Below are 23,788 nucleotides of genomic sequence, written 5' to 3'. Positions count from 1 at the left end.
CTCCCCTCATGCCACTGCGCACCGAGCCGAACGAGCCCGACACCCGCCCGCCCGTCGCCTCCCGGCACGGAAAGCGCCTGGCCTGGGCGCTGGGAAGCAGCGCCGTGGCGTTGGCGGTCGTGGCCGGCTTCTGCGTGCACGACGCACTGGCCGCGCCCGGCCCCGGCGGGACACAGACCAAGCTCGCGCGCTGGGGACGCTGTCACGGGCTCGGCCCGGTGGTGAACCTGGTCGACAACCGGCACCAACGCGCGACCACCACCGCGGCCTGCGGAGCGACCGCGGTCGTCGCCCACCGGACCCCCGCGCGCCCACGGCCGAGGCCGACGCCGACCCTCCCGCCGATCCCGCTGCACGCACCGGTCCGGCCGCTGGTCAGCCCGGCGCAGCAGGGCGAGGGGGTGTTCACGGCGCTGGTCAGGGAGAAGGGCCGCCCGGTGATCCAGAGCGCGATCCTGCGGCCGGACCCCTACGACACGGAGTTCCCGGTCGGCGTGGTGTGGATGAAGCAGCACGCGCTCCGCTTCCAGATGCACCCTGGCGTCTCGGAACCCGGCGGCACCTGGACGATTCCGGCGACCATCACCCCGGCCGAGCGCACCGGCCTGGTCGCCGCCTACAACGGCGGCTTCAAGGTCTCCAACGGCGACTCGCACGGCGGGTTCTACCTGAACGGCCAGACCATCGGCGAGCTGCGCACCGGCGCGGCGTCCGAGGTCTTCCACCGCGACGGCTCACTGACCGTCGGCGTCTGGAACGAGGACGTGCGGATGGCCCCGAACGTGGTCGGGGTCCGGCAGTGCCTCGTCCCGCTGGTCCGCAACGGGCAGGTGACCGGCGACGCCTACAACGGCGGCGTCGACACCTGGGGCCTGACCGACGGCGGCAACGCGGCCGTCGCCCGCTCGGGCGTCGGCGTCGACCGCAACGGCGACATCGTCTACGTCGGCGGCCGCATGCTCACCGTCCAGTCCCTCGCCACGCTGCTGCAGCGGGCGGGCGCGGTGACGGGCATGATGCTGGACATCAACCTCAGCTGGCCGTCGTTCATCTCCTACGACGCGACGAAGAACCCGCACGACCCGGCCCCGCACAACCTGGTCAACTTCGTGCGCGACGCGACCCGCTACTACGACTACTCCAGCCGCGACTTCGTCGCCGTCTACGCCCGACCGTGAGTCACACCCCGTCGTTACACTCGGTGCATGAGCATTGACGCAGACACCTACGCCAGGCTCCGGGAGATCGCGAACCAGTTGCCCCAGATCCCGGGGATAGGGCGTGTGGAGATCGCGCACGGCGAGATCGTGATGATGATGTCGCCGGTCAAGCGCCACGAGCTGGCTGTGCTCAAGCTCGCTCGGCAGCTGAACGACCAGCTGCCGGACACCCACCCCGGCTACATCGCGCACGGGGGCGCCGACCTGGAGGACGTCGGCCTCGGGCGCCTGCGTCGACCCGACATCATGGTCTTCCCCGAGGCCTCGCTCATGGACGAGGATGCCGCCTTCCACCCCTCCGACGTGATCCTCGTCGTCGAGGTGGTCTCGAAGTCGAACCCCGAGAACGACTACGAGGAGAAGGTCCGCGACTACGCCGCCATGGGCATCCCGCTCTACCTGCTGGTCGATCCGCGGGTCGGCACCGGGATCGTCCACTCCGGGCCGAAGTACGCGAGCGTCGAACGCTTCGCCTTCGGCGACACGATCAAGGTGGGCCCGTGGCAGCTGGACACGAGTGTCCTGCTGACCTACGGGCCCTGACCTTCAGCCGTCCCTACGCGATCCGGTCCAGGATCAGCGGGGTCGGCTTCCAGTCCGCGCCTTCGGCGCCGATGGTGACGGCGTCAGGAGCCGAGAGGGCCTCGAGGGCGTAGGCGAAGCGCTCCGGGGTGTCCGTGTGCAGGGTCAGCAGCGGCTGGCCCGCCGTGACGACGGCGCCCGGCTTGGCGTGGATCTCGACGCCTGCGCCGGCCTGCACCGGGTCCTCCTTGCGTGCGCGGCCCGCGCCCAGACGCCACGCGGCGACGCCGACGGCGTAGGCGTCGAGCCCCGTCAGCACGCCGTCGGCCGGCGCGGTGAAGACATGCTGCTCGCGCGCGACCGGCAGCGCCGCGTCGGGGTCGCCGCCCTGCGCCGCGATCATGCGGCGCCAGTGGTCCATCGCGGAGCCGTCGCGCAGCGCGGTCTCAGGGTCCTTGCCACCGGTGACGCCCGCAGCGGCGAGCATCTCGCGCGCCAGCGCGATCGTCAGCTCGACGACGTCCGCGGGACCGCCGCCGGCGAGGACCTCCACCGACTCCCGCACCTCCAGCGCATTACCGGCCGTGAGGCCGAGCGGGGTGCTCATGTCCGTCAGCAGCGCGACGGTGTTGACGCCCGCGTTCTTGCCCAGCCCGACCATGGTGCGGGCCAGCTCCTGCGCGTCGGCGAGGTTCTTCATGAAGGCACCGGAGCCGACCTTCACGTCCAGGACCAGCGCGCCGGTGCCCTCGGCGATCTTCTTCGACATGATCGAGGACGCGATCAGCGGGATCGCTTCGACCGTGCCGGTGACGTCGCGCAGGGCGTAGAGCTTCTTGTCGGCGGGCGCGAGGCCGTCACCGGCGGCGCAGATGACCGCGCCGGCGTCGCGCAGCACGTCCATCATCTCGTCGTTGGAGAGCAGCGCCCGCCAGCCGGGGATGGACTCCAGCTTGTCCAGCGTCCCGCCGGTGTGCCCGAGCCCGCGCCCGGAGAGCTGCGGCACGGCCGCACCACAGGCCGCGACGAGCGGCGCCAGCGGCAGCGTGATCTTGTCGCCGACGCCGCCGGTGGAGTGCTTGTCGCTGGTGGGCAGCGGCAGCGAGGAGAAGTCCATCCGCACGCCGGACCGGATCATCGCGTCGGTCCAGCGGGAGATCTCCCGCAGGTTCATCCCGTTCAGCAGGATCGCCATGGCCAGCGCGGACATCTGCTCGTCGGCGACCTCACCGCGGGTGTAGGCGTCGATCACCCAGTCGATCTGAGCATCGGTCAACTCGGCGCGGTCGCGCTTCGCGCGGATGACGGAGATGGCGTCCACGTGCACTCCATGGTTGTGCGAAGAGGGGAGACAGAGAGAACTCTACGCGCGTAACAGTCCGTTGCAAACGTTCCGGGGCGCGGGGAACGGGCGCGCTGCGAGCAACCACAACAGGGGCGCGAGGAACTGCGCGAGCCACCACCGCGTGCGGATGGTCCTGCTCGCTGAGCGACCCGCCACACACGGTGGCCTGTCGCGCAGTTCCTCGCGCCCCTGAGGAGCTTGCAACCAAAGGCGGGAGCGAAATCTAGAGCCGTTCGGGGCCGAAGGCGTCCGGGAGGAGCTCGGAGAGCGGCCGGATCCCGGAGACGGACTCCACGATCAGCTCCGCTCCCCCGTGCTCCCACAGCAGCTGCCTGCAGCGCCCGCACGGCATCAAGGGTTCACCCTTGCGATCGCAGCAGGTGAACGCCACCAGCCGCCCGCCGCCGGAGGCGTGCAGCGCGGAGACGAGCCCGCACTCCGCGCACAGGGCGAGCCCGTAGGACGCGTTCTCGACGTTGCAACCGGAGACGACGCGACCGTCGTCGACCAGCGCGGCGGCGCCGACCGGGAAGCCGGAGTACGGCGCGTAGGCACGGGACATCGCCTCGCGGGCCGCGGCCCGCAGCTCGTCCCAGTCGATCTCCATGATGAGGCCTCAGCCCTTGATGTACGGCTTGCCGGACGCCGCCGGCGGACGGGAGAGACCGCCCAGAGCCGCCACGACGAAGATGGTCACCAGATACGGCGCCATCGCCAGGAACGCGCCCGGGATCGGGGTGCCCAGCGACGTCAGCGCCACCTGCAGCTCGGTCGCGAAGCCGAACAGCACCGCGGCGCCCAGCGAACCGATCGGCGACCAACGGCCGACGATCAGGGCCGCGATGGCGATGTAACCCTTGCCGGAGCTCATGTCCTTGCCGAACTGGCTGGCCAGCCCGAGCGTCAGCCACACACCACCCAGGCCGGAGAGGAGACCCGCCGTGATGACGTTGCGGTAGCGCAGGCCGATGACCTTGATGCCGACCGTGTCGGCGGCGGTCGGGTGCTCGCCGACCGCGCGGGTGCGCAGGCCCCAGCGGGTGCGGAAGAGCAGGAACCAGACCACCGGCACCAGCAGGTAGGCCAGGTAGAACAGGATGTTCTGGTTGAACAGCGGGCCGATGATCGGGATCGAGGCCAGACCCGGGATCCGGATCGAGCTGAAACCCTGCGCCTTGTTGTAGGTGCCGCCGTTGGTGGACATCAGTCGGTCGTAGAGGAAGCCGGTGACGCCGGAGGCCAGCAGGTTGAGGACGACGCCGAGGACGACCTGCTCGATCAGGTAGCGGTTGGCGAAGACGGCCAGCAGCACACACATCAGCGCGCCGCCGAGGCAGCCAGCGATCGCACCGGCCCACAGCGAGCCGGTGGTGGAGGCGGTCAGCACCGCCGCGAACGCGCCGAAGAGGAACTGGCCCTCGACCGCGATGTTGACCACGCCGGACCGCTCGCAGAGCAGCGCGCTCAGCGAGCCCAGCACCAGCGGGACCGCGGCCAGCGCGGTCTGCAGCAGGATCACCGGGACGTTCAGACCGACGGCCGAGCCGGCCGCCGCCCAGACCAGGAACCCGATCGTGTAGGCCGCGAAGTAGATCCCGGACAGCCAGAGCTGGACCGTCTTCGAGACCGGCGCGAAGGCGCGGGCGAGGCCGCAGAGGATCGCAACCGACATCAGCGCGATCGCCAGCTCCTGGGAGGGCGCCGAGATCGGGCCGAGGCCGCCCGTCGCGTTCGGGTCCTCCTTGAGGCCGAAGATCGTGTGTGCGGCCCCGGAGACCCGGGAGGTGAGGCCGAAGGCCCACAGGCCCAGGGCGCCCATGACCGCCATCGCGATCCCGCTGACCAGCCGGGACCGACGCTCGGCGGCGTCGGCGAGGGAGAGGGTGCCCTCGCTCGCTCCGGGCTTACCGGTAGCGGTGGATGCCGTGCTCATGCCTCGCCTCCGGCAGCGGTCGTGGTGTCGGTGTGGAACGGGTCGACGGGCGGCGGGGCTTCCTCACCCTTGGCGCCTGTGTCGATCTTGTGGGCGCGCAGGTGGAAGATCTCCTTCACCAGCCGCGGCGCCGCGACGAAGATGACGATCAGGGCCTGGATGACCGTGATGACCTCGATGGAGACCTGTGCCTGCGTCTGCATCAGGGCACCGCCCGCCTGCAGCGCGCCGAACAGCAGCGAGGCCCAGACGACGCCCCACGGCTTGGTACGGCCGAGGAGGGCGACGGTGATCGCGGTGAAGCCGAGGCCGGCGTCGAGGTTCGGGCTCAGCGAGTTGTTGTTCGGGTTGGCGAGGCCCAGGGTCTGGGTGACGCCGATCAGGCCCATCAGTCCGCCGGAGATCAGCATGGCCGCGATCTGCACCCGGCTGACGTTGATGCCGGCGGTCTTGGCGGCGCTCGGCCGCAGGCCGACCGCGCGGACCTCGAAGCCGAGCTTGCTGCGCTGGAAGAACCAGGCCACGGCGACGGTCGCGAGCAGCGCGAAGACCAGGCCGATGTCGGTGAAGAGCTGGTCACCGAAGAGGTGCGGCAGCACCGCGCTCGGGGTGGCCGGCTTGCCGACCGCCTGACCCGCCGCGGCGGCGTCGTGGAACACCGAGGTGTTCAGCAGCCAGCCACCGAGGAAGAGGAAGGCGACGTAGTTGAGCATGATCGTGACGATCACCTCGTGGGCGCCGCGGTAGGCCTTCAGCCAGCCGACGATGCCGCCGTAGAGCATGCCGCCGACGACGCCGGCCAGCACGGCCACCAGCATGTGCAGCAGACCGGGCAGCGCGGTCCAGGAGAAGCCGACGTACGAGGCGAAGATCGCGCCGACGATCAGCTGGCCCTGGCCACCGATGTTGAACATGCCGGCCCGGAAGGCGACGGAGATCGCCAGGCCGCCGAAGATCAGCGGGGTGGCGTACTCGAGCGTGTTCGAGATCGGGCCGAAGAACTGCTCCGGGGTGCCGGAGATCGTCGCCGGGTCGAAGATCGCGCCCTTGAACAGCGAGGAGTAGGCGCTCGAGATGTCGTTCCAGGCCGCGGAGAGGAAGTCGCCCGGCGAGGCGAAGAAGTAGCCGAGCTTGTTCATCGTCTCGGTGTTCGACAGCACGATCATGATCGCGCCGACGACCAGGGCGAGCACGATGGCCAGGAAGGTCACCGTCGCGGAGTTCTCCGCGGTGAAGACGTTCCGGATGATCACACCCCAGTCGCGGGGCGGACGCTCCGGCTTCGGGGCCTTCGTCGCGGCGGGCGCGGCGGACGCGGCTGCCGCGGCGTCCTTCGCCGGCTCGGCGGCGGGCTCGTTCTTCTCAGGTTCGGGCGTGCTCACGAGTCCGCCTCCTCCGTGGTCGTGGTGGTGGCGGCGTCGGCCTGGGGGTCGGCCTGGCCATTGCCCTGGCCGTTGCCCTGCTTGTCACCGGTGATGCCGGCCATCAGCAGGCCGATCTCGTCGCGGGAGGTCGTCGGCGGGACAGTGGCGACGATCTTGCCGCGGTACATCACGGCGATCTTGTCGGCCAGCGCCAGCACCTCGTCCAGCTCCGTGGAGACGACCACGACCGGTCGGCCCTCGTCGCGCTCGGCGACGATGCGCTTGTGGATGAACTCCATCGCGCCGACGTCGACGCCGCGGGTCGGCTGCGAGGCGACCAGCAGGCGGAGCGGGCGGGAGAGTTCGCGGGCGACGACGACCTTCTGCGCGTTGCCGCCGGAGAGCTTGCCCGCCGGGTGCTGCGGAACGGCCGGCCGGATGTCGAACTCCTTGATCCGCGCGTCGGCGTTCTTGGCGATCTGGTCCAGGTCGATCGACAGGCCGCGCCCGAAGGGGGCCTTCTTGTACAGGTCGAGGACCAGGTTCTCGGCGATGCTGAAGTCGCCGACGACCCCGTCGTGACCGCGGTCCTCGGGGACGAAGCCGACGCCTGCGTCCAGCACCTGACGCGGAGTCCTCCCGGTCAGCAACTTGCCGTCCAGCGAGATGGTGCCGGCGGCGGCCGGCACCAGGCCGAGGATCGCCTCGGCCAGCTCCGACTGCCCGTTGCCCTGCACACCCGCGATGCCGAGGATCTCCCCGTCGTGGACGGTGAAGGAGACGTCGTCGACGGCGGCCTGGCCGTTGGCGTCGAGCACGGTGAGGTTCTCGACCTGGAAGGAGGCCTTGCCGGGCTTGCTGACGTCCTTGTCGACGACCAGCTGCACGCTTCGGCCGACCATCATCGAGGCGAGCTCCTGCTCGCTGGAGGTCGGCGAGGCCTGGCCGACGACCGCGCCACGCCGGATCACGGTGATCCGGTCGGCGATCGCCTTGACCTCCTTGAGCTTGTGGGTGATGAAGACGATCGACTTGCCGGCCTCGCGCAGCGAGTTCATGACGACGAAGAGGTCGTCGATCTCCTGCGGGGTCAGCACGGCGGTCGGCTCGTCCAGGATCAGCGTCTGGGCGTCGCGGACCAGCGCCTTGACGATCTCGACGCGCTGCTGGACACCGACCGGCAGGTCCTCGACCACGGCGTCGGGGTTCACCGGCAGGCCGTAGCGCTGCGAGACCTCCTGCACGTCCTTGCGGGCGCGGCGGCGGTCCAGCAGGCCCAGCGGGCCGCGGCTGGCACCGAGCTCGACCTCGTCACCGAGGACCACGTTCTCGGCCACGGTGAAGACGGGGACGAGCATGAAGTGCTGGTGCACCATGCCGATGCCGTTGGCGATGGCGTCGCGCGGGCTGGTGATGGTCTTGGCGACGCCGTCGACGAGGATCTCGCCCTCGTCGGGCTGGTGAAGTCCGTACAGGACGTTCATCAGCGTGGACTTGCCGGCACCGTTCTCACCCAGAAGACAGTGGACCTCACCAGGTTCGACCGTCAGGTCGATGTGGTCGTTGGCGACCAGCGAACCGAATCGCTTGGTGATGCCGCGAAGTTCCAGACGCACTTGTGAACACACTCCTCACGCCGGGCATCAGAGTCGATCGGCGGAAGCTATCGAGGACTTGACGGACCCGCCAGACCCTGGGCGCAGGTCCGTCCGGGGACGCCGCGTCCAGGTGCCGACAGGCCGGTGGGCGGGTGCGCTCGCGCACACCCGCCCCGGACCGTCCGGAATCAGCCGGTCGGCTGGCTCTTGGACTGGATCTTGATGGTGCCGTTGATGATGTCCTGCTTGACCGTCGCGAGCTCGGAGGTCAGGCTGGCCGGCACCTTGGACGCGAAGTCGTGGAACGGAGCCAGGCCGGTGCCGTTGTTCGCCAGCGTGCCGACGAACGGGGTGGCGGTGAAGTTGCCCGCCGCGGCCGCCTGCACCGAGGTGCTCACGGCGGTGGCGATGCCCTTGGTGACGGACGTCATGATGACGGAGCCGTACTGCGGGTTGGAGACGAAGCCGTCGTCGTCGACCCAGATGGCGTTGAGCTTGCCACCCGAGGACTGGGCCTGGGTCAGCGCACCGATGCCGGTGCCGCCGGCGACCGGGAAGACGATGTCGGCGCCCTCGGACTGGAAGGTCGCGGCGATCTGCTTGCCACCGGCCTGGTCGGTGAAGGACTGGGTCGGGTCGAAGGTGCCCTGCTGCTTGGTCTCGTCCCAGCCGAGGACCTGCACGTGGGTGCCGTGCTTCTGGTTGTAGTACTGCACACCCTCCCAGAAGCCGTCCATGTAGACGGTGACGGTCGGGTAGTTGGCGCCACCGAAGGTGGCGACCTTGCCGGTCTTGGTCATACCGGCCGCGAAGTAGCCGCCGAGGAAGCCGCCCTGCGCGGTGTTGAACTCCAGGCCCTGCACCTGCGGCTTGGTCGAGGTGTTGTCGACGATCGCGTAGTGCTGGTTGGGGTTCTTCTTGGCCGAGTCGACCGTGGCGGTGTTCATGGCGAAGCCGACCGTGACGATCAGCTTGCACTGGGCGGAGACGAAGCCGGCGATGTTGCTGGTGTAGTCGTTCTCCGTCGCCGAGGTGGCGTTCTGAACGTGGATGTTGGGGTTGGCCTTGGCGGCGTCCTGCATGCCGGCCCAGGACTCGGCGTTGAACGAGTGGTCGTCCAGACCGCCGGTGTCGGTGACCATGCACGCCTTGAAGCTGCCGCCGGCCTGGGCGGAGCTGCTGGAACCCGAGGTCGACACAGGCTTCGAACCGCACGCCGTGGCGGTCAGGGCGACCACTGTCGCGATGACGGCCAGGCCAACGGGCTTGTTCATCAAATCCTCCAGACACGGAGCCGACATCGCAGAGCCCGGGGGCAGGGAGCGGCTTTGCTCAACCGATTGGATGCGAGGTTAACGCGCGTAGAACACATTTGGATTACGGCCACAGGGCCGTTATCAGATCGTCGCATTTCTCCCCTCGCGAGCCCGGCGAAGAGGTCGAATGAAACGGACTTGGCCACTCCGATTTCGCTCGCTCGGCGCACACCTGTCAACACCATGAGACACCAAACGACGCCGCCCTGGAGGGTCGACGTCGTTTGTCCGCGTGTCGGTTTCGAACAGCCCAGCGATCGGGTCGGCCGACTCAGCCCAGCGCGAGGGCGCTGAAGAGCTCCACGCCGATGCCGATCGCGCGCTCGTCCGCGTCGAAGGTGCCCTGGTGCAGGTCGCGCACGCCCTGCTCGTCCGGCGCGCGCACGCCCAGACGGGCCAGCGCGCCCGGCACCTCCTGGAGGTACCAGGAGAAGTCCTCGCCGCCCAGGCTCTGCTCGGTCGGCTCGACCGCGTCCGCGCCGAACCGTTCCGTCATGGTCCGCTCCAGCAGCGCGATCGACTCCGCCTCGTTGACCACAGGCGGCACACCGCGGCGGTAGTCCAGCACCCACTTGGCCCGGTGGGTCTCCGCGATCTGCCCGGCCAGTTCGTCGATCGCGCCCGGCGCCTCGCGCCACCCGGCCGTCTCCAGGCAGCGGACGGTGCCCTCCAGTTCGGCGTGCTGCGGGATCGCGTTGGCCGCCGAACCGGACTCGATCCGGCCCCACACCAGGCTCACGCCCCAGCGCGGGTCCATCCGCCGCTGCAGCGCCGCCGGCAGCTCGGTGGCGGTCTTGGCGACGGCCATCACCAGGTCGGTGGTCAGGTGCGGGCGGGCGGTGTGACCGCCGGGGCCGTCGAGGCTGAGCTTCAGCAGGTCGCAGGCGGAGGTGATGGCGCCGACCTTGAGACCGATCCGGCCCACCTCGACCCGCGGGTCGCAGTGCACCGCGAAGATCCGCTCCAGGCCCGGCAGCACGCCCGCCTTGATGACGTCCAGCGCACCGCCCGGCATCTGCTCCTCGGCGGGCTGGAACACCAGGCGCACCGGCCGGCGCAGCCGGCCCTGCCGGGCCGCCTCGGCCAGCACGACGGCGGTGCCGAGGACGACGGTGGTGTGCACGTCGTGCCCGCAGGCGTGGCAGACGCCGGGCACGGTGGAGCGGTAGGGCACGTCGAGCGGCTTGGCGTCGTCGATCGGCAGCGCGTCGATGTCGGCGCGGAAGCCCATCACGCCGCGCTCGGCGGAGAGACCGGCCGGAACGATGTCGCAGAGCAACCCCGTGCCGCCCGGCAGCACGCGCGGCGCGAGGCCGGCCTGCTCGAGCCTGGTCTTGATGAGCCCGGTGGTGCGTACTTCCTGCCGGCCCAGCTCCGGGTGCATGTGCAGATCACGCCGGAAGGCGATCAGTTCGGACTGGAGGGCGTCGACGCGGGACCGCAGCTCATGGGACTGGTTCACCTCGACAAGGCTACGGCCCTGGGGCGGTTGGGGCAGGGGATCACCGAAATTCATACCGCCGGACGAGAAAGTTGTCGCCCGCTCGGCGCATGAGCCGCCCCGGACGGGGTAGGGGTTCTTTTTCACGCTGCCTCCCGCACTGCTCGCTCAAAGGATCAACGAGCGAGCAGGCCGGAGGTTGCAGGAACCGTCGGCGGCGAGCCGCGGCGAGGCGTCAGAAGCTGTCGACGGGCACATACGTCCCCCAGACCTGGCGCAGCGCGTCGCAGGTCTCCCCGACCGTGGCACGGGCGGCGAGCGCCTCCTTCATCGGGTACAGCACGTTCTCGTCGGCGGTCTCCGCCGCACGCCTGAGTGCGGACAGGGCGCGGTCCACCGCCGCGTTGTCGCGGTCCGCGCGGAGCTTCGCCAGGCGCTCGGCCTGCTGCCGCTCGATCGCCGGGTCGACCCTCAGCGGCGCGTACGGCTCCTCCTCGTCCAGCTGGAAGCGGTTGACGCCGACGACGGTCCGCTCACCGGAGTCCGTCTGCAGCGCCACCTGGTAGGCGCTGCGCTCGATCTCGGACTTCTGGTAGCCGCGCTCGATACCGGCGACCGCGCCGCCCATCTCCTCGATCCTGGCCATCAGCTCCAGGGCCGCCGCCTCGACCTCGTCGGTCAGCCGCTCCACCACGTAGGAGCCCGCGAACGGGTCCACCGTCGCGGTCACGTCGCTCTCGTACGCCAGCACCTGCTGGGTGCGCAGTGCGAGACGCGCGGACTTCTCCGTCGGCAGCGCGATGGCCTCGTCGAAGCTGTTGGTGTGCAGCGACTGCGTGCCGCCCAGCACAGCGGCCAGCGCCTGGATCGAGACGCGCACCAGGTTCACCTCGGGCTGCTGCGCGGTCAGCTGCACGCCGGCGGTCTGGGTGTGGAACCGCAGCATCATCGACCTCGGGTTCTCCGCCTTGAACTCCTCCTTCATGACCCGCGCCCAGATCCGGCGGGCGGCCCGGAACTTGGCCACCTCCTCCAGGATCGTGGTGCGCGAGACGAAGAAGAAGGACAGGCGCGGCGCGAAGTCGTCCACGTCCATGCCGGCCGCCAGCGCGGTGCGGACGTACTCGATGCCGTTGGCGAGGGTGAACGCGATCTCCTGCGCGGGCGTCGCCCCGGCCTCGGCCATGTGGTACCCGGAGATGGAGATGGTGTTCCAGCGTGGGATCTCGGCCCTGCAGTACCTGAAGATGTCCGCGATCAGCCGCAGCGAGGGCTTGGGCGGGAAGATGTAGGTGCCGCGGGCGATGTACTCCTTCAGCACGTCGTTCTGGATCGTGCCGGTCAGCCGGGCGGACGGCACGCCCTGGGCCTCGCCCACCAGCTGGTAGAGCAGGAGCAGCAGCGACGCGGGCGCGTTGATGGTCATCGAGGTGGAGACCTCACCCAGCGGGATGCCGCCGAAGAGCACCCCCATGTCCTCGACCGAGTCGATCGCCACGCCGACCTTGCCGACCTCGCCGTGCGCGATCGCCGCGTCGGAGTCGTAGCCCATCTGGGTCGGCAGGTCGAAGGCGACGGACAGGCCCATGGTGCCGTTGGCGATCAGCTGCTGGTAGCGACCGTTGGACTCCGCGGCGGTGCCGAAGCCGGCGTACTGCCGCATGGTCCACGGCTTGCCCGTGTACATCGTCGGGTAGACGCCGCGGGTGAACGGGAACCGCCCCGGCTCGCCGAGCTCGGTCGCCGGATCCCAGCCCTCCTGGGCGGCCGGCCCGTAGACGGGCTCGATGGGCAGACCGGACTCGGACAGGCGGGCCATGGGGTCCTCCGCGGCTGGGCGACCAAATCGCTACGTACGGTAATGATGCGCGCGGGCGGGCAGGAGTCGCATCATCTGGGAGGTTGCCCACGCCGGGGCAACGCCATGGGAGGAACGGATCAGATGACAGTGCAGAAGGTCGCGGTCGTGACCGGCGCGAGCAGCGGTATCGGGGCGGCAACGGCACGGGGACTGGCCGCGGCCGGGTACCGCGTGGCGCTGGTCGCACGGCGCGCCGACCGCCTCGAGGCGTTGGCGAAGGAGATCGGCGAGGCGGCGAGCGTCCACGCGGTCGACGTGACGGACCGGGCGGCGGTCGACGCGTTCGCGGCGACGATCGACCGGGTGGACCTCCTGGTCAACAACGCCGGCGGGGCGTTCGGCAGCGAGTCGGTCGAGGCGGGCGACCCCGCGGACTGGCTGCGGATGTACCAGGTCAACGTGCTGGGTGTGTTGCACACCACCCAGGCGTTCCTCCCGGCGTTGCGCGCCTCCGGCGACGGCACCGTGCTCGTCCTGTCCTCCACCGCGGCGTTCGCCGCGTACGAGGGCGGCGGCGGTTACGTCGCGGCCAAGGCCGGCGCGCACGCGATCGCGGGGACGCTGCGCCTGGAGCTGGTCGGCGAGCCGATCCGCGTGATCGAGATCGCGCCCGGCATGGTCAAGACGGACGAGTTCGCGCTCACCCGGTTCCGCGGCGACGCCGCACGGGCCGCGTCCGTCTACGCGGGCGTGCCGGACCCGCTCACCGCGGAGGACGTCGCGGACACCATCGTCTGGGCGGCCACCCGGCCCCCGCACGTGAACATCGACCTCCTGGTCGTCCGCCCCCGCGCCCAGGCCGCACAGCACAAGGTGCACCGCAAGTAGTGGCACGACCCAGGGGCGCGGGGCTCCGCCGCATATCGGCGGAGCCCCGCGCCCCTGGGTCGTGCCACCACATACGGGAGCAAAGAGCTGACGCTGTCTCACATTGCGGGCGCACAACTCTCGACTTAATCCCCCGTACGAGTGAATCCTTGTGTCAGGCGTCGTTGCAGCACCGCCTCCGGCGTCTCGTACAGTGCCGACGCAGTCGGTCGTACCCCCTAACCTCAAGGGCTCCAAGCCGCTGTTCGAGGAGGACCCGCTGGCCAGGTCGCCGATCCCGTCGCCGTCCGCACCACAGTCGCCCCTGCCGGGGCTCTCACGCCTCAACGACGCGGCGCCCGGTGCCGCGGAGGAGGCGCTGTTGGCCTGCTGCGGGAGCCGGCGGTGGGCGATAAGGATGGCCGCGCACCGGCCCTACCCGGATGTGGGCGCGCTGCTCGCCGCGGCCAGCGAGGCGTCGTACGACATGTCGCACCGGGACCTGACGGAGGCCCTCGCCGACGAGAGCTGCATGCCGCAGCCCCTGTTGGGCATGCGCGCGCCGGGCAGCAACGCCGCCCGGACCGCGCTGCGCGCCGCCCACGCCGCGTACGAGGCGCGCTTCGGGCACGTGTTCGTGGTGAGCCTCGAGGACTGTCCGCCGGACGAGATGCTGGACACCGTCCTCGTCAGCATCCGCGCCCGCCTGGGCAACGATCCGGACGAGGAGCGCAGCACCAGCGCCGAGGAGCTGCGGCGGATCACCCTGAGCCGGCTCACCCACCTGGTCTCGTCTCACGCCTCGGCGTCTTCGTGAGACCGCGAGGGTGAGATCGCCCACATCCGGAACCTGCGTCTTTGACTGCCCGCCAGCGCGAAGGCGGGCCCTGTCTGGGAAAACACCGGGGATGGGCCCCTTGTGGCCGGTCACGGGCAGGTCACAGGCAGATCATCGGAGTGGATCTCGGGCCGACGCAGGGGCCCCGACAGGCCCACGAGCCTCCGGCCTGGCTACGATGGCCGCGGCCGGTGGACCGTATCCGGCCGGGCCGACCGACACCGACGACGATGCCGCCGAGCTGATCGGGCGACCCCCGCCCCGCTCCCGGAGGGTTCTTCCGTGCCGGCTGGAACGCTGTACCGCGGCCGGGAAGGCATGTGGTCGTGGGTGGCTCATCGAGTCACCGGCGTCCTCATCTTCTTCTTCCTGTTCGCCCACGTCCTCGACACCGCACTGGTCCGCGTCTCACCGCAGGCCTACAACAGCGTGATCGCGACGTACAAGACGCCGCTCGTCAACCTGATGGAGTACGGCCTGACCGCCGCCATCCTCTTCCACGCGCTGAACGGCCTGCGGGTCATCGCGGTGGACTTCTGGGCCAAGGGGCCGAAGTACCAGGCGCAGATGCTGTGGACCGTCGTGACCGTCTGGGTCCTGCTGATGGCCGGGGCGTTCTACCCCGTCCTGCAGGCGACCCTGCAGAAGTGGTTCGGGTGAGGCGAGAGATGGCTACCGACTCCATCGGCAACGTCGAGTTGACCGACACGACGCCCGCCGACCCGACGGCCTTCCTGATCGAGCCGCCGCGCAAGCGCACCAAGACCACGGCCGGCCGTCGCAGCCGGACCAACTTCGAGATGCTGGCGTGGCTGTTCATGCGCCTGTCCGGCATCGTGCTGGTCTTCCTGGTGCTGGGCCACCTGATCATCCAGCTGGTGCTGGACGGCGGTGTCACGAAGATCTCCTTCGCGTTCGTGGCCGGCCGCTGGGCCTCGCCGTTCTGGCAGGGCTGGGACCTGCTCATGCTGTGGCTGGCGATGCTCCACGGCGCCAACGGCATGCGCACGGTCATCAACGACTACGCCGAGCGCGCGAACACCCGCTTCTGGCTGAAGGTCCTGCTGGTGGTCGCCACGGTCTTCACCGTGCTGCTGGGCACCCTGGTGATCTTCACCTTCGACCCGAACATCAGCTGACGCGGACGGACGAGGCAGCGACACAGACATGAAGATTCACCAGTACGACACCGTCATCGTCGGCGCCGGCGGCGCGGGCATGCGTGCGGCCGTCGAGGCCACCAAGCGCAGCCGCACCGCGGTCCTGACCAAGCTCTACCCGACCCGCTCCCACACCGGCGCGGCCCAGGGCGGCATGGCCGCCGCCCTGGCCAACGTCGAGGACGACAACTGGGAGTGGCACACCTTCGACACCGTCAAGGGCGGTGACTACCTGGTCGACCAGGACGCCGCCGAGATCCTGGCCAAGGAGGCGATCGACGCCGTCCTCGACCTGGAGAAGATGGGTCTGCCCTTCAACCGGACCCCCGAGGGCAAGATCGACCAGCGCCGCTTCGGCGGCCACACCCGCAACCACGGCGAGGCGGCGGTCCGCCGCTCCTGCTACGCCGCGGACCGCACCGGCCACATGATCCTCCAGACGCTGTACCAGAACTGCGTCAAGGAGGGCGTGGAGTTCTTCAACGAGTTCTACGTCCTGGACCTGCTGCTGGTCGAGGTCGACGGCGTCAAGAAGGTCTCCGGCGTCGTCTCCTACGAGCTGGCCACCGGCGAGGTGCACGTCTTCCAGGCGAAGTCGGTCATCTTCGCCTCGGGCGGCAACGGCAAGTTCTTCAAGGTGACCTCCAACGCGCACACCCTGACCGGTGACGGCCAGGCCGCCGCGTACCGCCGTGGCCTGCCGCTGGAGGACATGGAGTTCTTCCAGTTCCACCCGACGGGCATCTGGCGCATGGGCATCCTGCTCACCGAGGGCGCCCGCGGCGAGGGCGGCATCCTGCGCAACAAGGACGGCGAGCGCTTCATGGAGCGCTACGCGCCGGTCATGAAGGACCTCGCGTCCCGTGACGTCGTCTCCCGCGCGATCTACTCGGAGATCCGGGCCGGCCGTGGCTGTGGCCTCAACGGCGACCACGTCTACCTGGACCTCACCCACCTGCCGCCGGAGCAGCTGGACGCCAAGCTGCCGGACATCACCGAGTTCGCGCGCACCTACCTCGGCATCGAGCCCTACACGGACCCGATCCCGATCCAGCCCACCGCGCACTACGCCATGGGCGGCATCCCGACCAACAACGAGTCCGAGGTCCTCCTCGACAACACGACCGTTGTCCCGGGCCTGTACGCCGCCGGTGAGGTCGCCTGCGTGTCCGTCCACGGCGCCAACCGCCTGGGCACCAACTCGCTGCTCGACATCAACGTCTTCGGCCGCCGCGCCGGCATCGCCGCCGCGAAGTACGCCGAGACCGCCGAGTTCGTCGAGCTCCCGGAGAACCCGGCCGCCAAGGTCGTCGAGATGCTGGAGACCATCCGCACCTCGAACGGCACCGAGCGCGTCGGCGAGATCCGTGAGGCGCTGCAGCAGTCCATGGACACCAACGTGTCCGTGTACCGCACCGAGGAGACCCTGAAGCAGGCGGTGGCCGACATCGCCGAGCTGAAGGAGCGCTACAAGAACATCTCGGTGATGGACAAGGGCAAGCGCTACAACACCGACCTGCTGGAGGCCGTCGAGCTGGGCAACCTGCTCGACCTGGCCGAGGTGACCGCGGTCTCCGCGCTCGCCCGCAAGGAGTCGCGCGGCGGTCACTTCCGCGAGGACTTCCCGACCCGCGACGACGTCAACTTCATGCGCCACACCATGGCGTACCGCGAGGTCGACGCGAACGGCGACACCAGTGTGCGTCTGGACTACAAGCCGGTCGTGGTCACCCGCTACCAGCCGATGGAGCGTAAGTACTGATGAGCACCCCCACCATCGACGAAGCCAACCCGCACTCCGCCGCGCTGGACGCCGCCGAGTCGGGCAAGGTCGAGCTGATCACCGTCACGCTCCGGATCCGCCGGTTCAACCCGGAGGAGCACCCGGACGCGGTGTGGGTCGACTACCAGCTCACGGTGGACCCGAAGGAGCGCGTCCTCGACGCGATCAACCGGGTCAAGTGGGAGCAGGACGGCACGCTCACCTACCGTCGCTCCTGCGCCCACGGCGTCTGCGGCTCCGACGCGATGCGGATCAACGGCAAGAACCGTCTTGCCTGCAAGACCCTCATCAAGGACGTGAACCCCGAGAAGCCGATCACGATCGAGGCCATCAAGGGCATGACCGTCCTGAAGGACCTGGTCGTGGACATGGACCCGTTCTTCCAGGCGTACCGCGACGTGATGCCCTTCCTGATCACCAAGGGCAACGCGCCGACGCGTGAGCGGATCCAGTCGGAGGAGGACGTCCAGCGCTTCGAGGACACCACCAAGTGCATCCTCTGCGCCGCCTGCACCTCCTCCTGCCCGGTGTTCTGGAACGACGGCCAGTACTTCGGTCCGGCCGCGATCGTGAACGCCCACCGCTTCATCTTCGACTCGCGTGACGAGGGCGCGGAGCAGCGGCTGGAGATCCTGAACGACCGCGAGGGCGTGTGGCGCTGCCGCACCACCTTCAACTGCACCGACGCGTGCCCGCGTGGCATCGAGGTCACCAAGGCGATCCAGGAAGTGAAGCGCGCGCTGATCACGCGTCGCTACTGAGCCTGATCCGCTGACGACGTGAGGCCCGGCCCCTGAAGGGGGCCGGGCCTCACGTCGTTCGGGCGCTACTTGACGGTCACGCCGGCCGCGCCGGAGACTGCGGCGCTGCTGACCGCGTTGCCGTTGTAGGCGAGGCGCCAGCTGCCGGAGGCGTAGTCACGCACGGAGGCGCTGACGGAGCCATTGGCGGCGGTCTTCGCGACGGCCACGGTCACCCAGGTGCTGGTGCCCGCCTTGCGGAACTGGACCTGGACCCACTGGCCGCCGTTGCCGGCCCAGACGCCCTTGTTCCAGTCGGCGCGGTTCAGCTGACCCTTGACGGTCAGTGCGGCGCCCTTGCGGACGGTGGCCGCGGACGGCTTGGCGGAGAGCACGTCGGCCCGCTTGACGGTGAAGTGCGCGGCGCGGGGCTCGAAGACGGTGCGGCCGTCCTTGGTGGTGACCAGGACGGCGAGCTCCCAGGTGCCCGCGATCGCGTTCGGCGGACGGTTCGTGGCGGAGCTGTCGTGCTCGGTGTAACCGACCGTCAGCGAGGTGGCCGTCCGGCGGAGCGTCTTGAGGTCGAGGCTCTCCTGGGCGACGGCCGCGGCGTTCGGACCGTGGAACGCCGGATTGCCCGCAGCCGTCCAGGGCTCCGCCTTGATGCTCTTGATGCCCTTGAGCGTGGAGGCGCTGACGGTGACCTGGAAGGTGTACGGGTTGGTCAGCCCGATGGTGAACGACGCGGCCGAGGCGGAGACCTTGACCACCGGCGAACTCGCCGCGAAGGCGGTGCCAGGGGCAGCGACGGCGGCCAGGGCGAGCGCGCCCACGACAGCGGGCGCGGCTATGCGAATGCGCATGGTGCTCCAAGCAGGTGATCCACCGTTGGGGTGGATGTGTGGAGCCTTTATAGATCACCGCCCGCGGCGGCCTCCACCGGTTTGGTGATCTTGCGGGTGGCGCGCAGGCTGCGCACGCCGAGCGAGCCGACGACGACGCCGAGCACGAGGGAGCTCAGCGCGAGCAGCGCGTGGATCCAGAAGTAGGCGGTCGGCTTGCCGTGGTCGCCGTGGGTGAAGGCGAGGCCCTCGTGGTCGGCCCACAAATTCTTGAAGAACGTCACCCAGATCCAGATCGACCAGACGCCGAAGGCCGTCAGGAACCAGGAAGCGCGTCGGCTCAGTCTCATAAGGTCAGTATGGTCGGCCGTCCGGCCGCACCCGGACGAGGGGTCCTGTCTGCTTTTAGGACCGGACCGAGAATGGATTGGGTACGGTCGAGCCCGTGCAGCTACGTGATCGTGTCCGCGACAGCCGGACGGTACGGGGAACGCTCGCCACTGCGGCGGCGGCTGGGGTTGTGCTCTCACTGGCCGGGGCGGGGCACGCCCCGAGCCCGAGCGGCAGCCCCGTCAGACAACCGCCCGCGCAGATGTCGACCGTCGGCGGCGACGCGCTCGGCCGCCCCGGCCCGCAGACGGGTGCGGGCGCGCCGGCGCTGCCGGGCGGGCTCTCCGCCCTGTCGTGGATCGTCTCGGACGCCGACACGGGCGAGGTCCTCGCCGCGCAGAACCCGCACTGGGCGCTGCCTCCGGCCAGCACGCTGAAGACGCTCTTCGCGGACACGGTGCTGCCCAAGTTCCCGCAGGACACGACGCACAAGGTCGTCGAGTCGGACTTCGACGGCATGGGCGCGGGCAGCAGCGAGGTCGGGGTGATGCCCGGTCAGACGTACTCCGTCGCGGACCTGTGGCTCGGCGTCTTCCTGCGCTCCGGCAACGACGCGGTGCACGTGCTCGCCGCGATGAACGGCGGTGTCGCCGCGACGGTCCAGCAGATGCAGGCGCGCGCGGACGCACTCGGCGCGAAGGACACGCACGTCGTCACCCCCGACGGCTACGACATGCCCGGCCAGGTCTCCTCGGCGTACGACCTGACCCTGTTCGCCCGCGACGGCCTGAAGAACCCCGTCTTCGCCAAGGACTGCGGGACCGCCATCGCGAAGTTCCCCGGCGGCCCGAGCACGAAGGGCAAGCCCTTCGAGATCGACAACACCAACCGCCTGCTCACCGGGTTCGACGGGGTCGGCGGCCGCTACGCGGGCCTGCTCGGCGTCAAGAACGGCTACACCACGAATGCGGGCAACACCGTGATCGAGGCCGCCCACCGGGACGGTCGCACCCTGCTGGTCACCGTGATGAACCCGCAGAACCACGCCTACGCCGAGGTCTACCACGAGGCCCGCGCCCTGCTCGACTGGGGCTTCGCGGCCGACGGCCACACGCAACCGCTCGGCACCCTCGACGCGACGAAGTCCACGTCCACGGACGCCACCCGCCCCTCCGCCCCGGCCAAGCCCGGCGGCGCCTCGGCCGGCACCTGGCCTGCGGCGTCCTCCAAGCCGGCGGGGTCGTCCACGACGACGTACGCGGCGGCGGGCGTGGCAGCCGCACTCGTCGCCGGCACGGCGGGCGCCCTGGTCCGGCGACGGCGCCGCAGGCGCCCATAGGGGCGCGAGGAACTGGGCGGGAAACCAGCCCGTGCGGATGGCCCTGCGCGTTGAGCACCATCCGCCCGTCGGTGGTTGCTCGGGCGGTTCCTCGCCCCCTGGAGGTGGTGCACCTACAGGTCCTCGTCGACCTTCTCCAGCGTCTCCCGTGCCCGGTCCCGCGCGCGGGACTTCGCTGCTGCCGGGTCCCACGTCGCCGTCCAGGCGACGCAGTACAGCAGCCAGCGGCACATGAAGTTGATCCACAGCAGCAGCGCGATCGGCGTGCCGAACGCCCCGTAGACGCTCTTCGTCGCGACCCCCGCGACGTATGCGGCCAGGGCCTGCTTCAGGATCTCGAAGCCGACCGCGCCCAGCAGCGCGGCCTGCAGGACCACCTTCCGCGGCTGGCCGAAGATCCGCGGCAGGCCGACCAGCAGGTAGGCGAAGACCATCAGGTCCACGCAGACCGCGAGGGCGAACGCCACGATGCCCAGCGTCACCTGGCCCGCCGTCGAGTGGTCGAGGCCGAGCCACTTGGCGACCTGGCCGGTGAGTGAGCCCGCAGCCGTGCTCGCGCCGAGCGACACCGCGCCGACCAGGCCGAGGCCGATCAGCACGAGCGTGTCCCACGCCTTGCGGACGACCACGTTGCCGGGCTCGATCGGCAGGTACCAGGAGGTGCGGATGGAGACACGGGCGGTGTCGACCCAGCCGAGGCCGGAGATCAGCAGGATGACACCGCTGACCAGACCCACCGTGGCCGCGTTCGCCGCGACGTCGTGGAGGTTCAGCTGCTTGGACAGGCCGGGGATCTGCTCCCCGATCTTCTGCTGGAGCTCGTTGACCCTGCTGTCCGTCAGGATCGCCGCTGCGACCGCCAGGGCGACCGTCAGCAGCGGGAAGAGGGCCAGGAATCCGAAGAAGGTCACCGCTCCGGCCAGGCGGTTGGAGCCGACGTCGTTGAAGTGCTCGTAGACGCGGTAGGCCCGGGTACGCGTCACCCAGGCCACCACCGGTCCGATCAGGGGCATTCGGGTGAGCTTGTCCACGCCCCAGAACGTACCCCGCTCAGACGGGGAGCTTGCGGAACACCGCGCGCGGAACGTGTCGCAGGCCGGACATGACGTAGCGCAGCGCGCCCGGCACCCAGACCGTCTCGCTGCCGCGGCGCAGACCCGTGACCACGGCCTCGGCCACCGCGTCGGCCGTGGTGGCGAGGGGGGCCTCCGGCATGCCCTCCGTCATCCGGGTGCGGACGAAGCCGGGGCGGACCACCATCACCCGGGCGCCGCTGCCGTGCAGCGCGTCGCCGAGGCCCTGGGCGAAGGCGTCGAGACCGGCCTTGGTGGAGCCGTAGATGAAGTTGGAGCGGCGGGCGCGTTCGCCGGCCACCGAGGAGAGCACGACCAGGGCGCCGTGACCCTGGCGGCGCAGGGCCTGCGCGCAGACCAGCGAGGAGGTGACCGCGCCCAGGTAGTTGACCTGGGCCACCGCGGCGGCGGCCATCGGCTCGCGTTCGCCCTGCTCCTGGTCGCCGAGGACGCCGAAGGCGAGCAGGGCCACGTCGATGTCGCCCTCCGCGAAGATCTTGCCGAGCACCGTCTCGTGGGTGTCGACAGCGGCGGCGTCGAAGTCGTGGACGTGCACCTGCGCGCCGAGGCCGCGCAGCTCGGCCGCGGCGGCGTCCAGCGCGGGCGAGGGGCGCCCGGCGAGGTGGACGGTCTCGACCCGGGACCTGACCAGCCGTCGGGCCGTGGCCAGCCCGATCTCGGAGGAACCGCCGAGGACGAGCAGGGTCTGGGGGTCGCCCAGGGCGTTCATCATGAGAAAGGGGCCTTTCTAGAGCGCGAGCCTGCGGGCGAGGTCGGAGGTGAAGGCGCCGGTCGGGTCGATGCGCTCGCGCAGCGCCCGGAAGTCGGCGAGCCGCGGGTACATCGCCGTCAGCGTCCGCGGGCGCATCCGGGAGTCCTTGGCCAGGTAGATCCGGCCGCCGGCGGCGAGCACCTGCTCGTCGAGGCGGTCCAGCAGCGGGCCGAGGCCGGGAACGGAGGCGGGCAGGTCCAGCGCGAGCGTCCAGCCGGGCATCGGGAAGGAGAGCCAGCCCGGACCGCCCTCGCCGAAGCGCTTGAGCACGGCGAGGAAGGACGGGCAGCCGTGCCGGCTGAGCTGCTCGACGATCGAGCGCAGCACCGGCTCCTGCCCGTAGGGGACGACGAACTGGTACTGCAGGAAGCCGCTGGGCCCGTAGACGCGGTTCCACTCGGGCACGCCGTCGAGCGGGTGGAAGAAGGCGCCGATCCGCTGGAGCTGGCCGCGCCGCTCGCGCGGCGCCTTGCGGAACCAGAGCTCGTTGAACGCGCCGACGGTGCCGGTGCGCAGCAGGCCGCCGGGGATGCCGCGCGGCGCCGCGGGGAGGCTGCGCGGGTGGAAGGCCAACGGGTCCCGGCGCTGCCTGGGGGTCAGCAGGTCGGGCGTGGCGTGCTCCCCGCGCGACAGCACCGCGCGGCCGGTGGCGGCGCCGCGCGCGACCAGGTCGATCCAGGCGACCGAGTAGCGGTAGCGGTGGTCGGTGGACTCCAGGCGCTGCATCAGGTCGTCGAGGTCGGTGGCGCGTTCGGTGTCGACGGACATCAGCGAGGTGGTGACGGGCAGCAGCTCGATCGTGGCATCGAGGATCACGCCCGTCAGGCCCATGCCGCCGGTGGTGGCGTCGAACAGCTCCTCGCCCCGGGTGAGCTCGACCTCCTCCCCGCCGGCCGTCAGCAGCCGCATCCGGGTGACGTGGTGGCCGAAGCTGCCGCTGACGTGGTGGTTCTTGCCGTGGATGTCCGCGCCGATCGCGCCGCCGACGGTGACGTAGCGGGTGCCGGGGGTGACCGGGACGAACCAGCCGAAGGGCAGCAGCAGGCGCATCAGCCGGTCCAGGCTGACCCCCGCCTCGCAGGTGACCAGGCCCCGCTCCAGGTCGAGCGCGAGCACGCGCGTGAGCGCCGTCATGTCCAGGACGGTGCCGCCCGCGTTCTGTGCGGCGTCGCCGTAGCTACGGCCCAGGCCGCGGGCGAGCAGGCCGCGTTCGTCGGCGGCGCGCACGGCGGCACGCGCCTCGGCGGCCGTCGTCGGCGTGCTGAGCCGGGCGGTCGTGGGCGCGGTGCGGCCCCACCCCGTGAGTCGTCCTTCCATGCCAGCGACGCTAAGCCCGGCCACCGACACCGCGCAGGGGGCGCGCGGCACGGTGATTCGTGACCAAAGCGCCAACCGGCCGGTTAGGCACGCGGAATACGCACGGTCCCGAGCGCGGGAGCAGGTCGCGGAGCGCACCCGAACGGGTGAGTGACAGCTGCGACAGCGAATTGACGGCGAGGTACGC

At 70.3% G+C, this 23,788-nt stretch carries 22 protein-coding genes; 9 read left to right on the top strand and 13 right to left on the bottom strand.

Going from position 1 to position 23,788, the window contains the following annotated elements; all coding sequences use genetic code 11:
- Window positions 1-8: 8 nt before the first annotated feature.
- A complete protein-coding gene (locus BMY61_RS12870) occupies window positions 9-1,178 on the top strand; it encodes a phosphodiester glycosidase family protein (protein WP_042456478.1) in 1,170 nt (389 codons plus the stop codon).
- Between the two features lie 27 nt (window positions 1,179-1,205).
- Window positions 1,206-1,763, top strand: coding sequence for a Uma2 family endonuclease (locus tag BMY61_RS12865; protein WP_042456477.1), 558 nt, complete (start codon window positions 1,206-1,208; stop codon window positions 1,761-1,763).
- 13 nt (window positions 1,764-1,776) lie between these two features.
- On the opposite strand, the gene BMY61_RS12860 is transcribed toward BMY61_RS12865, so the two are convergent.
- From BMY61_RS12860 to BMY61_RS12825, 8 genes are all read right to left on the bottom strand, one after another.
- On the bottom strand, window positions 1,777-3,063 hold the full coding sequence (locus BMY61_RS12860; RefSeq protein WP_042456474.1) for a thymidine phosphorylase: 1,287 nt from the start codon (window positions 3,061-3,063) through the stop codon (window positions 1,777-1,779).
- Between the two features lie 247 nt (window positions 3,064-3,310).
- Window positions 3,311-3,694, bottom strand: a complete 384-nt coding sequence (locus tag BMY61_RS12855) for a cytidine deaminase (RefSeq protein ID WP_174514567.1) — start codon at window positions 3,692-3,694, stop codon at window positions 3,311-3,313.
- Window positions 3,695-3,703: 9 nt separating this feature from the next.
- Entirely contained in the window at window positions 3,704-5,020 is a 1,317-nt protein-coding gene (locus tag BMY61_RS12850; RefSeq protein ID WP_052439285.1) for an ABC transporter permease, read from the bottom strand.
- Complete coding sequence (locus BMY61_RS12845; protein WP_063773375.1) at window positions 5,017-6,402, bottom strand: ABC transporter permease; 1,386 nt, start codon at window positions 6,400-6,402, stop codon at window positions 5,017-5,019. The genes BMY61_RS12850 and BMY61_RS12845 overlap by 4 nt, the downstream gene beginning before the upstream one ends.
- On the bottom strand, window positions 6,399-8,000 hold the full coding sequence (locus BMY61_RS12840) for an ABC transporter ATP-binding protein (protein WP_042456468.1): 1,602 nt from the start codon (window positions 7,998-8,000) through the stop codon (window positions 6,399-6,401). Before BMY61_RS12840 ends, BMY61_RS12845 begins: the two co-directional genes overlap by 4 nt.
- A 170-nt stretch (window positions 8,001-8,170) precedes the next feature.
- The gene (locus tag BMY61_RS12835; RefSeq protein ID WP_042456465.1) at window positions 8,171-9,256 is read right to left on the bottom strand and encodes a BMP family lipoprotein; all 1,086 of its coding nucleotides are present in this window, start codon (window positions 9,254-9,256) and stop codon (window positions 8,171-8,173) included.
- A gap of 313 nt (window positions 9,257-9,569) precedes the next feature.
- Window positions 9,570-10,814 (bottom strand): amidohydrolase, encoded by a 1,245-nt coding sequence (locus BMY61_RS12830; RefSeq protein ID WP_082015498.1) that lies wholly within the window; start codon window positions 10,812-10,814, stop codon window positions 9,570-9,572.
- 160 nt (window positions 10,815-10,974) lie between these two features.
- Complete coding sequence (locus tag BMY61_RS12825) at window positions 10,975-12,558, bottom strand: acyl-CoA mutase large subunit family protein (protein ID WP_042456459.1); 1,584 nt, start codon at window positions 12,556-12,558, stop codon at window positions 10,975-10,977.
- A gap of 123 nt (window positions 12,559-12,681) precedes the next feature.
- Between BMY61_RS12825 and BMY61_RS12820 the strand changes: the two genes are divergently transcribed.
- From BMY61_RS12820 to BMY61_RS12795, 6 genes are all read left to right on the top strand, one after another.
- Window positions 12,682-13,428 (top strand): SDR family NAD(P)-dependent oxidoreductase, encoded by a 747-nt coding sequence (locus tag BMY61_RS12820; protein ID WP_075003876.1) that lies wholly within the window; start codon window positions 12,682-12,684, stop codon window positions 13,426-13,428.
- Between the two features lie 259 nt (window positions 13,429-13,687).
- Complete coding sequence (locus BMY61_RS12815) at window positions 13,688-14,224, top strand: 2-oxo-4-hydroxy-4-carboxy-5-ureidoimidazoline decarboxylase (RefSeq protein WP_042456531.1); 537 nt, start codon at window positions 13,688-13,690, stop codon at window positions 14,222-14,224.
- Window positions 14,225-14,527: 303 nt separating this feature from the next.
- Entirely contained in the window at window positions 14,528-14,905 is a 378-nt protein-coding gene (sdhC, locus tag BMY61_RS12810; RefSeq protein WP_042456456.1) for a succinate dehydrogenase, cytochrome b556 subunit, read from the top strand.
- A gap of 8 nt (window positions 14,906-14,913) precedes the next feature.
- A complete protein-coding gene (locus BMY61_RS12805) occupies window positions 14,914-15,384 on the top strand; it encodes a succinate dehydrogenase hydrophobic membrane anchor subunit (RefSeq protein WP_042456453.1) in 471 nt (156 codons plus the stop codon).
- 28 nt (window positions 15,385-15,412) lie between these two features.
- Window positions 15,413-17,167 carry a succinate dehydrogenase flavoprotein subunit gene (sdhA, locus tag BMY61_RS12800; protein WP_042456450.1) on the top strand — a complete coding sequence of 585 codons (1,755 nt, stop codon included), beginning with the start codon at window positions 15,413-15,415 and terminating at the stop codon, window positions 17,165-17,167.
- Window positions 17,167-17,949 carry a succinate dehydrogenase iron-sulfur subunit gene (locus BMY61_RS12795; RefSeq protein WP_042456447.1) on the top strand — a complete coding sequence of 261 codons (783 nt, stop codon included), beginning with the start codon at window positions 17,167-17,169 and terminating at the stop codon, window positions 17,947-17,949. Before sdhA ends, BMY61_RS12795 begins: the two co-directional genes overlap by 1 nt.
- Window positions 17,950-18,014: 65 nt before the next feature.
- On the opposite strand, the gene BMY61_RS12790 is transcribed toward BMY61_RS12795, so the two are convergent.
- Together BMY61_RS12790 and BMY61_RS12785 are read right to left on the bottom strand one after the other, a co-directional pair.
- Window positions 18,015-18,791 carry a hypothetical protein gene (locus BMY61_RS12790; RefSeq protein ID WP_143094306.1) on the bottom strand — a complete coding sequence of 259 codons (777 nt, stop codon included), beginning with the start codon at window positions 18,789-18,791 and terminating at the stop codon, window positions 18,015-18,017.
- A gap of 47 nt (window positions 18,792-18,838) precedes the next feature.
- Window positions 18,839-19,120 carry an SCO4848 family membrane protein gene (locus BMY61_RS12785; protein ID WP_042456444.1) on the bottom strand — a complete coding sequence of 94 codons (282 nt, stop codon included), beginning with the start codon at window positions 19,118-19,120 and terminating at the stop codon, window positions 18,839-18,841.
- 242 nt (window positions 19,121-19,362) lie between these two features.
- Here BMY61_RS12785 and BMY61_RS12780 point away from each other — a divergent pair, with 242 nt between their 5' ends.
- On the top strand, window positions 19,363-20,439 hold the full coding sequence (locus tag BMY61_RS12780; protein ID WP_042456441.1) for an LPXTG cell wall anchor domain-containing protein: 1,077 nt from the start codon (window positions 19,363-19,365) through the stop codon (window positions 20,437-20,439).
- 113 nt (window positions 20,440-20,552) lie between these two features.
- Here the strand turns inward: BMY61_RS12780 and BMY61_RS12775 are convergent, their stop codons facing one another.
- The 3 genes from BMY61_RS12775 to dprE1 are packed head-to-tail and all read right to left on the bottom strand — an operon-like array spanning window position 20,553 to window position 23,601.
- Window positions 20,553-21,470 (bottom strand): YihY/virulence factor BrkB family protein, encoded by a 918-nt coding sequence (locus BMY61_RS12775; RefSeq protein ID WP_042456439.1) that lies wholly within the window; start codon window positions 21,468-21,470, stop codon window positions 20,553-20,555.
- A gap of 19 nt (window positions 21,471-21,489) precedes the next feature.
- The gene (gene dprE2, locus BMY61_RS12770) at window positions 21,490-22,245 is read right to left on the bottom strand and encodes a decaprenylphospho-beta-D-erythro-pentofuranosid-2-ulose 2-reductase (RefSeq protein WP_042456436.1); all 756 of its coding nucleotides are present in this window, start codon (window positions 22,243-22,245) and stop codon (window positions 21,490-21,492) included.
- A gap of 15 nt (window positions 22,246-22,260) precedes the next feature.
- Window positions 22,261-23,601 (bottom strand): decaprenylphosphoryl-beta-D-ribose oxidase, encoded by a 1,341-nt coding sequence (dprE1, locus tag BMY61_RS12765; protein ID WP_042456433.1) that lies wholly within the window; start codon window positions 23,599-23,601, stop codon window positions 22,261-22,263.
- Between the last annotated feature and the right edge of the window lie 187 nt (window positions 23,602-23,788).

The sequence above is a fragment of the Streptacidiphilus jiangxiensis genome, from assembly GCF_900109465.1.
Lineage (GTDB): Bacteria > Actinomycetota > Actinomycetes > Streptomycetales > Streptomycetaceae > Streptacidiphilus > Streptacidiphilus jiangxiensis.
This window is presented reverse-complemented; position numbering and strand designations above follow the sequence as displayed.